Source organism: Bacillus sp. SRL543, from assembly GCF_984799205.1.
Genome location: NZ_OZ481794.1, coordinates 3762978 through 3776092, shown reverse-complemented (window position 1 = coordinate 3776092; position 13115 = coordinate 3762978). Strand labels below are relative to the sequence as shown.

Here is a 13115-nt window from a genome sequence, read left to right as displayed (position 1 = left end):
ATACATTATAGCACAAACCCAGGCGCCATTTGACAAGCACTGACATTTTTCTGAAATTTCCTTTTTAATGAGGGTCGGGGCATTAGTGAGGGGGTTATTGAAGCCGGAGGAGGCTGGAAAGCGGAGCTGCAAATATATGGATGCTTGTCGCACCTGAACAGTCGCCTCCGCATTTCGGGTTGACACACCCCCGTTTTTTATGGTAAAACTTTTGTATTATCTTATTGTATTTGAATAGCTGCTTTGATGGGAATGAGTAGTGCTTCTGTCTCTGTTTCAGAAAGCCGGCGGTTGCTGTGAGCCGGTGCATGCAGAAGGATGAATTACCTCCCGGAGCTTCTGTTGTGAATCTGCGTATGCAGTATTAGCGATGGACGGTTGAACCGTTATCAGGAAAAGAGCGGAGGACAGCTGTGTCCTCAATTTGGGTGGTACCGCGCTGTTAAGCGTCCCTGCATATTTGCAGGGGCGCTTTTTTGTTTTTTTCCGACGGAGGCTGCCGGCGTTTGAAGAATTGAATGGAGGAAGAAAGATGAGTTTGCTTGAGGATTTAAAATGGAGAGGCATTGTTTACCAGCAGACAGATGAAGAGGGAACAGAGGAGCTGCTGAAAAAAGAGAAGATTTCATTATACTGCGGGATTGACCCGACGGCTGACAGTATGCATATCGGCCATCTGCTGCCGTTTTTAACACTGCGCCGTTTCCAGAATGAAGGCCACAGGCCGATTGTGCTTGTCGGCGGTGCCACAGGGCTTATCGGCGACCCGAGCGGAAAGAGCGAGGAGCGCAAACTGCAGACATTGGAAACCATCCAGCATAATGTCAGCAGCATCCAGCAGCAGCTGAAGAAAATCTTCAGCTTTGAAGGTGAGAACGGAGCCCTTATGGTCAACAACTATGACTGGGCAGGCTCCATGGACATTGTTACATTCCTGAGGGATTACGGGAAGCATGTTGGAGTTAATTATATGCTGGCAAAGGATACCATCGCATCACGTCTTGATACTGGAATTTCTTTTACAGAGTTCACTTATACAATCCTGCAGGCAATGGATTTCCTTCATCTGTATGAGAAGCATAACTGCAAGATGCAGATCGGCGGAAGCGACCAGTGGGGCAATATTACAACCGGGCTTGAGCTGATCCGGAAAATGATGCCTGAGGGTGCCAAAGGCTATGGTGTCACAATCCCGCTTGTAACAAAGTCGGATGGAACGAAATTCGGCAAAACAGAAAGCGGGGCAATCTGGCTCGATCCTGAAAAGACTTCTCCATATGAGTTCTATCAGTTCTGGATCAATACTGCTGATGCCGATGTCATCAAATACCTGAAATACTTCACTTTCCTCTCAAAGGAGGAAATAGAGGCGCTTGAGAACTCTCTTGCTGAGGAAGCTCATCTCCGCAAGGCGCAGAAGGCGCTTGCTGAAGAAATGACAAAGCTGATCCATGGTGAAGCAGCGCTTGAACAGGCTATCAAAATTTCAGCCGCCCTTTTCAGCGGGGATGTCAAAAACCTTACAGCGTCAGAAATCACCCAAGGCTTCAAGGATGTGCCATCCTATGAGCCGACAGGCGAAGAGAAAGGCATTGTCGACCTGCTGACGGCAGCCGGGATTTCTCCATCCAAGCGCCAGGCCCGGGAAGATGTATCGAACGGCGCCGTCTATCTGAATGGGGAAAGAATTACAGAAACAGACTATGAACTTACAGAAAAAGACCGCATTGAAGGCCAGTTCACAATCATCCGACGCGGCAAAAAGAAATACTTCCTTATCAGATATTAATCCGCAAAAAAAGGTCCGCTTCCGGCAGGAGGCGGACCTTTCTGTTTAAATGGCAAAAAGAAAGCACCAGCCAAAAGGCAGGTGCTTTCTTGTGCTTTTCCCGATTAACGAGAGTAGAATTCAACGATAAGAGCTTCGTTGATTTCAGCAGGAAGTTCGGAACGCTCAGGCATGCGAGTGAATGAACCTTCCAGTTTGTCAGCATCGAAAGTCAAATAGTCAGGCACGAAGTTGTTTACTTCGATTGCTTCCTTTACGATGTCAAGACCGCGTGACTTTTCACGCAATGTGATCGTTTGACCAGGCTGAACGCGGTATGAAGGGATATCAACGCGTCCTCCGTCAACGATGATGTGGCCGTGGTTTACAAGCTGACGAGCTTGACGGCGAGTACGAGCTAAACCTAAACGGTAAACAACGTTGTCAAGACGTGATTCTAAAAGAACCATGAAGTTTTCACCGTGCTTACCAGGCATTTTGCCGGCCTTGTCGAATAGGTTGCGGAATTGGCGCTCAGTAACTCCGTACATATGGCGAAGTTTCTGTTTTTCCTGTAATTGTAAACCGTACTCAGAAATTTTTCTGCGCTGGTTTGGACCATGTTGTCCTGGAGCGTAAGGACGCTTTTCTAATTCTTTACCAGTTCCGCTTAGAGAAATTCCAAGACGGCGGGATAGTTTCCAGCTTGGACCTGTATAACGAGCCATGAATGACTCCTCCTTGTGTTTTTATTTTGTTGTAAAATAAAAACAGATGCGTACGATCATTAAGCTCATTTTGTTTTCATGTACCTTCGCCCTAGCAGCAGCGGGTTACACAGTACCCCTTCGAATAAAAGGCTAAAACGCCATGCTTACCGGCGTTTTGGGCTAACCCGTGCTTTCCGCCTCAAAAGAGATGGGAAGCGGTGCCTTATTGAGGAACAAAATGATCACCTAAAGTGTCACATATGCTGCGATATTTTACACAAAGGATATTATATAATTTTTTTAAACTTTATGTCAAGGCATGTTTAGATTTTCCTGCAATGAATACTGCTTCGTTCTCAATTTTATCACTTCATTATGCCTGCATAGAGGGCAGTTTTTTGGAAAATATTTTTATCATATCATAACGGGGAGAATTTTCCTGTGGTATAATAGTCTTAATTAATTCTAGCAAAAGTGTTGATGAAATTGAGAGAAACAAAGAAGGAAAAACATATCCGCCTTTTCCTGGCATTATTATTTGCCGGCGTGGCCCTTGCCGCCATGTACTTTCAGCATCTCAAGCCGGGCGGTGCAGCAGAAAGCCCGCTTGCCCTTGTCATAAAGAAGGGCTCTCCGGGAGGCACAGACCCCCTCGTTGTTTTGTTTGATGAAAAAAAACAGGACCATGTGCTGGCTCTTTATGAGGTGGAAAGAGACAATGATTTTAAATTTCGTCTGATCAAGTCCGCTTCCCTGGAAAGTGCCCCTGAGAAATTGGCGGTTGACCGTGATGGTTCCGGGGTGTGGGCTGAATTGGACAGAGGCTGGGTTTATCTGGACGAAGACCTGGAAGTGCGGGACCGTGAACCGGGCCTTCGCGGCACCATCACTTCTGACGGCGATCCTTTTGAAGTAAGGAAGACTTCAGATCGTATCGTTCTCGAAGCGGACGGCCATTATGAAGTGGCCTTCAATGAAGCTGGCAGGCCAGAGAGCATCCACGCTCTCACAGCCGATCATTCTTCATGGCTTATCCTGCTTGACGGCGGGGTGAGGATTGCCTCTGGCAGGACGCTGTGACACGGCATTTTATATGAGGATGCCTATATGAACTGGATAAATAGGGTGATGATATATGGAAATGCTCAAAAGCCAGAAAATATTGTGCTTGAAAAGCCGCTTTTTTGACATGATTGATACAAATGACGGATTTATTCAGTCCGATGCTTTAATTGTGCAAATGCTTAAAGCGGTCATAGAGTTCTCTGAAGCCGCCGCTGCCTGCTTTCGGGATCCCGGGGGCAGCGTCTTCTGTGCAGGCTCCCCAGCTGGGGGAAATGGCCAGGATGGCAAGCCGGCAGGGCTCAAGGGGCCCGGGGATGACCCTTGCTGCCAGATCCCTCTTTCCGCAAGGTCAATGGATCTGGGATTCCTTGAGCTGAACGGCCTCCCTGAACCGCTGGATCAAAAAAGCCAAAGGGAGCTGGGCACTGCCTGTGCCGCCTTCATTATTAAGGCTCGGGAACTCGGGGGAATCTCGGCCAGGGAAAAGCGCTACAAGCAGCTTTTTCGCGTAACAGAGCAGTTTCATTCCTCTATGGACATGGATGCTGTCCTCGGAGAAATCATCAAAACCCTTCAGGAAGTATATCCTGACTTTACCTACTATCTAATGCTGTCGCATGACAATAACAGCCATGGGGACCTCCCGTTAAAAGACCTTGAATATGACAGTCAAAATATAGCGGCCATGCAGGCATATGTTACCGGCGCCATTCAGTTTGAGGATTCAATTTCTGAGAAGCGCTCTGTCCTGTACGCGCCTTTAAAAGGGAAGCAGGGGGTGTACGGCGTACTCCAGGTCATCGCACCGAATGCACTCGTCTTTCCTGAAAACGAAGTAGAGTTCATTTCCATACTTGCCAATACAGCAGGCGGTGCGCTTGAAAATGCCCAGCTGTATCATCAGTCGAAGAGGCTGGTTGCCGACCTCCAGCTCATAAATGAGACTTCGCACCAGCTTAATTCCAATCTTCGCCTGACGGAGACGATGACTTATATGGCTGAACAGATTATCAAGTCCTTTGATGCGGAAGAGGCAGGCTTCGTTCTTTTATCAGAAGAATCCGAACAGGTCAGCATCCTTAAAGGAAGCACTTCTTTCTTCCGTACAAGGGAATCCGGCATCTATATAAAATATATCAAGGAAAAAATCAGGCAAGACAAGGACAGCCTGTTTATTGGCGAACTTGACCTCCGGAACGATGCCTTGATCGAGCAGTTTAAATCCGTCATGGCGGTCCCGATGTCCCAGTCTGGTGTACTGAAGGGATTTGCCCTTATCCTGCACAGAGATCCTTATCACTTTTCGTTTGAGACATTTAAGCTTCTTCAGTCCTTAATCCATCATTCAACTTTGGCTCTTACGAACTCAATGCTGAGAGAGGAGCTTGAAAAGATGGTCGTTACAGATCACCTGACCAGGCTTTTTTCCAGGAATTATCTGGATGAACGGATACACCAGTCATTAAGCGAGGATGCTGAGGGTGCATTTATCCTGGTGGATATTGATAATTTCAAGTTTGTCAATGATACATACGGCCATCAGGTCGGTGATGAAGTCATTGTCCAGGTGGCCGGGATCATTGTAAACAGCATCCGCAGCACCGATGTTGCTGCCAGATGGGGAGGAGAAGAGCTGGCCATTTATCTGCCCTCTATTTCCCTGGAAACAGGAGTTGCGATTGCAGAGCGGATCGTCAAGAAAGTCTCTGAAACTACAAATCCCGTTGTCACCATTTCCTGTGGGGTGTCCCATTGGAACACGGAAAGGGAGGATTCATATTCGTGGCTGTTCAAGCGGGCTGATAAAGCTCTTTATACTGCGAAAGAATCCGGAAAAAACCAGGTTGTGGTCCAGGGATTCAGCATTTCTTAAAGGCAGGCTAAACAAAGCCTGTCTTTTTCCTGTTCCTTTCCCATTCAAATTGCTTTCCAAAAGCGAAAAAATAACATATCCTGTAAGTGAGGAATATTGTAAACGCTTTCAATTCAAGGGGGATATATGATGGAGAAGAAGAACGTGCGGTTCGAGACAAAGGTGATCCATGAAGGTTATGATGCCCGGGAATTTAAAGGGAGTCTCGCACCTCCAATTTTTCAAACCTCAACGTTTGTGTTCGATAATGCAGAACAGGGTGAACGGAGGTTTTCGGGAGAAGAAGACGGATACATCTATTCGCGGCTCGGCAATCCGACTGTTTCTGTCCTTGAAGAGAGGATGGCTGCACTTGAGCAGGCTGAGGCGGCATTGGCCTTCAGCTCGGGGATGGCTGCTGTTTCCGCGGTTCTGGTTGCCCTGACAAAGGCGGGAGACCATATATTATGTTCCCAGGGAGTATATGGGTGTACATTTGGACTTCTTCAGCTGATGAAAGAGAAATACAATATCAAGCATGATTTTTCATTGATGGAATCGAAGGAGCAGCTGCTGCAGGCAATCAGGCCGGAGACCGCCTGTTTATATATTGAAACGCCAATCAACCCGACTATGAAGCTAGTTGATCTGGAAATGGCCGTGGAGGCTGCCAGGGAAAAGGGGATCCCGGTTATAGTGGATAACACTTTCTGCTCGCCGTATCTGCAAAATCCGCTGTCATTGGGCTGCGACATTGTCATCCACAGTGCAACTAAATATATATGCGGGCACGGAGATGTGATCGCCGGCATTGCTGCGGGCAGGAAAGAGCTGATGGATGAAATCTCCTTTACAACCCAAAAGGATATCGGGGGCGTTATATCCCCATTTGATGCCTGGCTTCTTTTAAGGGGGCTGAAGACTTTGCCGGTCAGGATGGACCGCCACACCAGCAATGCGGAAAAGCTGGCTTCATATTTAAAAGGGCATCCAAAGGTAACGGATGTTTATTATCCCGGCGATCGGGAGCATAAAGATTATCCTGTCATGCAAAAGCAAATGAGAAGCGGAGGCGGGATTTTGTCTTTTTCAATTACAGGCACCAAGGAGACTGCCCAGAAATTCATGAATCAGCTTCAATTCATTAAAATTGCTGTCAGCCTCGGAGACGCGGAAACGCTTATCCAGCATCCTGCCACCATGACACACTCGGTGATCCCGCCGGAAACCAGGGAGAAAATGGGGATAACGGACACCATGCTCAGGCTGTCTGCCGGCCTTGAAGCATGGGAAGACATCCGGGATGATTTGGAGCAGGCATTTTCTTCAATCTGATAAGAATGGTCCGGTACAGAATGATGGCAAAAAAATTGAATGCCCCCGACCTTCTGCCGGAAGAATATAAACAGCAAAGATTTTTTATCAGAAGCTAACCATAAAGGAGGAAATATCATGGATATGACAGTTGCATGGACTGGAAAAATGGCGTTTGCGGGGGCTGCGCCTTCCGGCCATAAAATTGTGATGGATGCATCCGGGGAAGCCGGGGGAGAGAATTCGGGGGCAAGGCCTACAGAGCTCTTATTGAGCGCAGCGGCAGGCTGCACCGGGATTGATATTATTTCCATCCTGAAAAAGATGCGGCTTGAGCCAGTTTCCTTCCAGATGGACATTAAAGGGTCAAGGGCTGAGGAGCATCCGAAAAGATTCACAGATATCCACATCCATTATGCATTAGAGGGTGAGCTTCCGGAAGATAAAGTGATCCGGGCCATCCGGCTCTCAAAGGATAAATACTGCTCTGTATCCAAGTCTTTGAATGCGGATATCACGGTCAGCTATTCCATTAACGGGTCTGCCGGCGGGCAGCAGCTGTAATATCCGTTCTAAAAAGGCAGCAAAAAAGCAGCAAAAAAGCCTGATTCCAAGCGGAACAGGCTTTTCTCTTATTTTATAGATGCTTTACAAGTGTTTCAACAAAGTCTTCAAGGCCCTGCTGGTCGATTTCGTCAAAACGGTTCTTTTCAGGAGAATCAATATCAAGGACGCCAAATACTTCTGCATCCTTAATGATCGGAACCACAATTTCCGATTGTGATGCAGCATCACAGGCAATATGTCCTGGGAATGCATGGACATCCTCAATGCGCAGTGTCTCGCGTTTTTGGGCTGAAGTGCCGCAGACGCCTTTGCCTAGCGCAATCCTTACACATGCAGGAAGTCCCTGGAAAGGGCCGAGGACAAGCTCCCCATCTTCCATGATATAAAAGCCGGCCCAGTTAATGCGGTCCAGAAATTGATTCAGTAGCGCTGCTGCATTGCTGAGATTGGCAATTCGGTTTGGCTCTCCTTCCAAAAGAGCATGAAGCTGTTTATTTAATAATACATAATTTTTTTTGCGGTCTTCGCTGTATGTTTCGACTGTAAACAACGTATTTCCCTCCACTATTCCGAGAATTATTATTCATTCTATCAAATCCGGATGAAAATGAGGAGACTTTGTCGATATTTTTTAAAAGGACTACCGGAAAATAAAAAGAATGTTTAAATAAAGAAAGATGATTGCATGGATTGTCGAGCTATTAGCACTTTCTGCTGTCTTAGTCCCTGTTATCCATTCTGCGTTGTGCCAATGGGAATTTAGGAAGCGAGGTAGGAATATGAAAAAAAATTCAAAAGATGCCATTACAGCTGCAGCAATTGCCCTTTTTAATACAAATGGGTTCACTGGCACATCCATCCGCGATATTGCCGCGAAAGCAAAGGTGAATGCCGCCAATATAGCTTACTATTTTCACAATAAACATGGGCTGCTGGAGCATTGTTTCACTGAATTCTTTGAGGGATACATCGCCGAAATTGAAAAGGGCTATTCTTATTTGCACCTGGGGCCGGCTGCAGCGTTAAAAAATACTGCTGAAAACATCCTGATGTACCATTGCCGGGATATTCATCTTACCCGGTTCATCCTGAGGGAGATTTCACTCGATTCCCAGGTGGTAAGGGAAATCATGTCAACTTATTTGATGAAAGAGAAATATTACTTGAGTAAGATTTTTGAAATCGGGATAAGAGCGAAGGAATTCCGCTCTCAGCATCCCAGTTATTTGATCATCCAGTTCAAAGGGCTCTTGTCGATGCCATTTTTAAATATGCAGTATGTGTCAGAGGTGCTTCACGTTTTTCCGAACGAAAGGTACTTTGCAGATAAATACCTGGCTGAAATCTTTAATTGGATTGACGGATCTGTCCGGGAAAAAGCTGTAAGGGAAATCGTTTTGGCCAACTAGCTCTCCAAAGGAAAATAGCTGAAGCCCTGACCCAGCTCTTTTGCCTGGTGTGCATCTGAACCATAGACGAGCGGGATGCCAAGTGACTTTGCTTGCGATGCTGCCCATTCAGGCGGATAAGGTTCCCGGCAGAGCGGTTTCGCGGTGCCGGCCCCGTTGCAGTCCAGCTCATATCCGTGAAGCTTTATCAATTGAAGGATATCTGAAATCTCCTGTTTGTCTTCAAAGCCGGCAGGATATTTTTTTTGGAATTTATGGATCAGGGAAATATGTCCGATCCTCTGCGGCTTATTGGGACCCAGGTCAGCGGCAATCGATCTTCTGACCGTTTCATAGTATTTTCTATAAACAGCCTCTGCGGAGCCGTAGCGGCTGATCATCGAGGCGAAAAGCTCCGGGCTGTAATCGGCGCAGTCATACTGCCCATCATGATACAAAAAGTGGACCGACAGAATGCTGTCATCCAGAAGATGTCCGACCTTTGACAGGAAGCTGCCTGTTTCTTTTTCAAATCCTTCGATAAAATCCACTTCGAGCCCCGCATTGATTTTGATTTTATTTTTGTAAATAGCTTTTACACGGCTGATTTCTTCGAAGTAGGCTCCGAGGTCATCTTCCTGCATGGCGCTGTCCCGGGCAGGGGCTGTGTCGGTGAAACCATCGGGGAGAGGAGCATGCTCAGTAAAAGTCAGTTCTGCAAAACCAAGCGAAAGAGCCCTGTCGATATACTCTTCAAAAGCATCCTTAGAACCATGGGGGCAAAAGGGTGTATGTATATGTCCATCCCTTAGCATAGAGGCAGCACTCCAATCAGTATAATATTAAAAATGCGAATTATTTGTAATGCTGCAAAACGTATTGTTCAATTAGAAGTGACAAGGTTAAAAGAGTAACTCTCTGCGCCTTTTTCCGGGATGAGCACAAGTTGCATCGTTCAATGAGGGAGCTTTGGAACAGGCTCTTCTGAACCCCGGGTTTTGCACAAAAACGTCAAGCAGGTTATAATAGCAAGTTTCTCTCAAAAAAAAATAAATTAATAGTCAAAAATTGTCGTTTACATGGTATCATAAAAACATTGAACTGCAAATTTCAAGTTTTTTTTACATAGATCAATCAGTTATCAGCTCGGCAGCAGAACAGGGGGCTTTCAATGGAATACATAATTGGAGGAATAGTGATTGCGATTGCACTATTTCTGACGGGATATCTAATGAAAAAGAAGTATTATAAAGAAATAGACCGGCTGGAAGGCTGGAAGATGGATATAACGGACAGGCCGGTCCTCGACGAGATGTCCAAGGTCAAGCAGCTGAATATGACAGGCCAGACAGAGGAACTGTTCGAACGCTGGAGAAATGAGTGGGATGATATCGTTACAGGGCAGCTTCCTGGTGTGGAGGAGCTGCTGTTTGATGCTGAGGAATATATCGACCGCTACCGCTTTAAGAAGGCAAAGGAAGTTCAGCAGGCAATCGGTGAGAGCCTTGCAGGCATAGAGGATAAAATAAAATCCCTCCTTGCTGAAATCAATGAGCTGGTCGGAAGCGAAGAAAAGAACCGCACCGAGATTGATGTACTCAAAGATCTGTACAGGGAATGCAAAAAGGCGCTGCTCGCCCATCGGCATACCTATGGAAAGGCTGAAACCATCCTGGGCATCCAGCTTGATGAAGCATTTGCGAAGTTCCAGGACTTTGAGGACCGGACAGCAAACGGCGACTATCTGCAGGCAAGGGAAATCGTCCTGACCATCCAGACCCAGCTTGACAGCATCCAGAAGAAAATGGAAGCAATCCCCGATTTGCTGGTGGATGCCGGGTCCAATATCCCATCCCAGCTTCTCGAGGTGAGAGAAGGTTTCCGTGAGATGGAGCAGCAGGGTTATATCCTCGGGCATGTGGACGTGGAGAAGGAAACAGAGTCATTAGAGAAAGAAGCGGCAGATTATCTTGCCAGGATCGAACGCACAGAGACTGAAGAAGCGCAGAAGGGCCTTGAGGACATCAAGCAGAGAATCGATGCGCTCTATGACCTGCTTGAAAAAGAAGTGTACGCAAGGAAGTTCATCCAATCGCATGATGAAAAGGTCCGCACAGAACTGTATAATGCCAAGGATGCGAACTTTATGCTGAAAAAGGAGCTCGGCATCGTCCAGCAAAGCTACCATCTCCAGGAAAAGGACGAAGAAACACACAGCCTGCTGGAAACGAAGCTTGCCAAGCTTTTTAAACGCTTTGAAATACTTGAGCATAAAATCAGCACCCAAAGCTCTGCCCATTCGGTTCTCGGGGAAGAATTGGAATATATCAAGAATGAACTGGAAACATTGTCTGATGAGCAGGTCCATTTTGCCGAAAAGCTGCAGGCCTTAAGGAAGGACGAGCTTGCTGCACGGGAAAAGGTGAAGGAAATAAGCAAGAAGCTGGCCGAAACGATCAGGCTTGTATCCAAAAGCAATATACCGGGTTTGTCCCAGAACTACCGGTACTTGATGGAAGATACGAAGGAAAGCATCCAAAATGTCATCGATAAGCTTGATGAACAGCCCCTGGATATACCTGCAGTCCAGCAGTACCTGGAAATAGCGGTCATGACGGCTGATAAAGCTGCAGACAGCACGGCTGAAATGATTGAGACCGTCCAGCTGGCCGAAAAGGTTATCCAGTATGGAAACAGATATAGAAGCAAGTATCCTTCGATTGCTAAAGCACTGAGGGAAGCGGAGGATTCATTCAGGAACTATAATTATAAAGAGGCACTGGAGCAGGCCGCTTCGTCTATTGAAGAGATAGAGCCCGGAGCTTTGAAGAGAATAGAAGAAATGATCGGCGAAAAAGAAAATGCATAAAAAACCAGATCTGCTTTGGCAGATCTGGTTTTTTATTTTAGGGAAATAATGGACCAGGCTATTCGGCTGCCTTCCTGCCCCTGCGGGCAATGAGCAGGCCGAGCAGGCCTCCGGCAATGGCCGGAAGGATCCAGCCGATTCCCTCTGCATAGAGAGGAAGAAATCCCAGCAAACCTGAAAAAATACGGGTATCTGCACCGGCAGCTTTTATGGCATAAATCATGCTGATCAGGCCTGTCGGAATCAGGGCACCTATATAAACCGCTCTGTGGCCGCCAAAGGCATGGTGAAGAAAAGAAAGCAACACCAGTACGATTGCCGGCGGATAGATCATGGTGAGCATTGGCAAAGATACTGAAATGAGCTGCGTCAGGCCGATGTTCGCGATCACCATGCTGAAAAAGGACAAAGTCAGCACAAAGGTCCTGTAAGATATGGCCGGCAAAATTTTCGAGAAATACTGCGCACAGGAAGAAACAAGTCCAATAGAAGTGGTAAGGCAGGCAAAAGTAATGGCCAGCCCAAGGATCACAGCCCCGAAAGATCCGAACAGATGGGAAGCGGCGGCGGAAAGAAGAGCTCCCCCGTTTTCCTGGAATCCAATGGATTCTTCACTGGATGCTCCAATATATGCGAGCGAAAGGTAAACAAGCATAAGGGCAGCTGCAGCAATGAGTCCGGAATAGATGCATGTTTTGGCAATCTGCCTTGGGCTGCTGATGCCTCTTTCCTTTATTGATCCAATCACAACTATGCCGAATACAAGGGCTGCGATTGCGTCCATGGTCAAGTAGCCTTCGAGAAATCCATTAAAAAAAGGAGTCTCGGCATATGCACCTTTGGCAGCCATTGGCTTTCCCAAAGGGGTGATTATGCTCTTTACAGCCAGAACAGCTAATATAGCAAGAAGAATCGGCGTGAATAGTTTCCCGATCCTGTCCACGAGCTTAGATGGATTCATTGAAAGCCATGCTGTGACGGCAAAAAAGATAATGCTATAAATAAGCAGCGCCATCCCATACTTAGATACGGTATCAGGCAAAAACGGAGTAACACCAATCTCGTATGCGACGGTCCCGGTCCGCGGAATTCCAAACAGCGGCCCGATGGCCAGATACAGAAGCAAAGTAAAGACAGCCCCGAAAATAGGATGGACCCTGCCGGCCAGTGTACGGAGGTCTCCAGCTTTGGCAATGCTGATGACTCCCAAAAGCGGAAGACCGACACCGGTAATAAGAAATCCAAAGATGGCTTTTCCCATGCTGACACCAGATTCCTGGCCGAGATATGGAGGGAAAATCATATTTCCTGCCCCAAAGAAAAGAGCGAAAAGCATTAGTCCTATTGCAATTGTTTCTCTGCCGGATAGGCTTTTATTATTCATAATAATCCTCCATGACAGTCTATCGAAATGTTTAGAACATTTTACATACTAACACAGGAAGCTGAAAATATGTCTAATGGAATGATAATCAAAACATTCTGACTCATTTTCCGGGCTTTTGTTCTGTTTAGGCTTCCAAAAGAGAATATATAAAATTATGCAGATGAAAACATTGTCCTAGTATGATAAGATTTACTA

At 46.6% G+C, this 13115-nt stretch carries 11 protein-coding genes and 1 other annotated feature; of the genes, 7 read left to right on the top strand and 4 right to left on the bottom strand.

The window, feature by feature from the left end:
* The first annotated feature begins 234 nt into the window (after positions 1–234).
* Positions 235–457, top strand: a binding site (T-box leader).
* Positions 458–532: 75 nt separating this feature from the next.
* Positions 533–1789 (top strand): tyrosine--tRNA ligase, encoded by a 1257-nt coding sequence (gene tyrS / locus AC4E8B_RS19265; protein ID WP_490214951.1) that lies wholly within the window; start codon positions 533–535, stop codon positions 1787–1789.
* Between the two features lie 104 nt (positions 1790–1893).
* Here tyrS and rpsD read toward each other — a convergent pair whose 3' ends face one another.
* On the bottom strand, positions 1894–2496 hold the full coding sequence (gene rpsD / locus AC4E8B_RS19260; protein WP_490214949.1) for a 30S ribosomal protein S4: 603 nt from the start codon (positions 2494–2496) through the stop codon (positions 1894–1896).
* Between the two features lie 459 nt (positions 2497–2955).
* Here rpsD and AC4E8B_RS19255 point away from each other — a divergent pair, with 459 nt between their 5' ends.
* The 4 genes from AC4E8B_RS19255 to AC4E8B_RS19240 all read left to right on the top strand — a co-directional run bounded on the left by AC4E8B_RS19255 (position 2956) and on the right by AC4E8B_RS19240 (position 7273).
* Positions 2956–3558, top strand: a complete 603-nt coding sequence (locus AC4E8B_RS19255; protein WP_490214947.1) for a hypothetical protein — start codon at positions 2956–2958, stop codon at positions 3556–3558.
* Positions 3559–3667: 109 nt separating this feature from the next.
* On the top strand, positions 3668–5416 hold the full coding sequence (locus AC4E8B_RS19250; protein WP_490214945.1) for a sensor domain-containing diguanylate cyclase: 1749 nt from the start codon (positions 3668–3670) through the stop codon (positions 5414–5416).
* A gap of 129 nt (positions 5417–5545) precedes the next feature.
* Positions 5546–6730 (top strand): methionine gamma-lyase, encoded by a 1185-nt coding sequence (gene megL / locus AC4E8B_RS19245; RefSeq protein ID WP_490219787.1) that lies wholly within the window; start codon positions 5546–5548, stop codon positions 6728–6730.
* A gap of 117 nt (positions 6731–6847) precedes the next feature.
* Positions 6848–7273 (top strand): OsmC family protein, encoded by a 426-nt coding sequence (locus tag AC4E8B_RS19240; protein ID WP_490214944.1) that lies wholly within the window; start codon positions 6848–6850, stop codon positions 7271–7273.
* A 73-nt stretch (positions 7274–7346) separates the two neighbouring features.
* Here AC4E8B_RS19240 and AC4E8B_RS19235 read toward each other — a convergent pair whose 3' ends face one another.
* Positions 7347–7826 (bottom strand): GAF domain-containing protein, encoded by a 480-nt coding sequence (locus AC4E8B_RS19235; protein WP_490214943.1) that lies wholly within the window; start codon positions 7824–7826, stop codon positions 7347–7349.
* Between the two features lie 229 nt (positions 7827–8055).
* Here AC4E8B_RS19235 and refZ point away from each other — a divergent pair, with 229 nt between their 5' ends.
* Positions 8056–8685 (top strand): forespore capture DNA-binding protein RefZ, encoded by a 630-nt coding sequence (refZ, locus tag AC4E8B_RS19230; protein ID WP_490214942.1) that lies wholly within the window; start codon positions 8056–8058, stop codon positions 8683–8685.
* Here the strand turns inward: refZ and hisJ are convergent.
* Positions 8682–9479, bottom strand: a complete 798-nt coding sequence (gene hisJ / locus AC4E8B_RS19225; protein ID WP_490214941.1) for a histidinol-phosphatase HisJ — start codon at positions 9477–9479, stop codon at positions 8682–8684. The genes refZ and hisJ overlap by 4 nt on opposite strands.
* Positions 9480–9835: 356 nt before the next feature.
* Between hisJ and ezrA the strand changes: the two genes are divergently transcribed.
* On the top strand, positions 9836–11533 hold the full coding sequence (gene ezrA, locus AC4E8B_RS19220; RefSeq protein ID WP_490214939.1) for a septation ring formation regulator EzrA: 1698 nt from the start codon (positions 9836–9838) through the stop codon (positions 11531–11533).
* Positions 11534–11591: 58 nt separating this feature from the next.
* Here ezrA and brnQ read toward each other — a convergent pair whose 3' ends face one another.
* Positions 11592–12917 (bottom strand): branched-chain amino acid transport system II carrier protein, encoded by a 1326-nt coding sequence (brnQ, locus tag AC4E8B_RS19215; protein ID WP_490214937.1) that lies wholly within the window; start codon positions 12915–12917, stop codon positions 11592–11594.
* Positions 12918–13115 lie beyond the last annotated feature (198 nt).

Excerpts from the sequence above, each read along its gene's own strand:
- rpsD (WP_490214949.1), bottom strand. The coding sequence starts at position 2,496 with ATGGCTCGTTATACAGGTCCAAGCTGGAAACTATCCCGCCGTCTTGGA.
- tyrS (WP_490214951.1), top strand. The coding sequence starts at position 533 with ATGAGTTTGCTTGAGGATTTAAAATGGAGAGGCATTGTTTACCAGCAG.
- hisJ (WP_490214941.1), bottom strand. The coding sequence starts at position 9,479 with ATGCTAAGGGATGGACATATACATACACCCTTTTGCCCCCATGGTTCT.
- megL (WP_490219787.1), top strand. The coding sequence starts at position 5,546 with ATGGAGAAGAAGAACGTGCGGTTCGAGACAAAGGTGATCCATGAAGGT.
- brnQ (WP_490214937.1), bottom strand. The coding sequence starts at position 12,917 with ATGAATAATAAAAGCCTATCCGGCAGAGAAACAATTGCAATAGGACTA.
- AC4E8B_RS19250 (WP_490214945.1), top strand. The coding sequence starts at position 3,668 with ATGATTGATACAAATGACGGATTTATTCAGTCCGATGCTTTAATTGTG.
- ezrA (WP_490214939.1), top strand. The coding sequence starts at position 9,836 with ATGGAATACATAATTGGAGGAATAGTGATTGCGATTGCACTATTTCTG.
- refZ (WP_490214942.1), top strand. The coding sequence starts at position 8,056 with ATGAAAAAAAATTCAAAAGATGCCATTACAGCTGCAGCAATTGCCCTT.
- AC4E8B_RS19240 (WP_490214944.1), top strand. The coding sequence starts at position 6,848 with ATGGATATGACAGTTGCATGGACTGGAAAAATGGCGTTTGCGGGGGCT.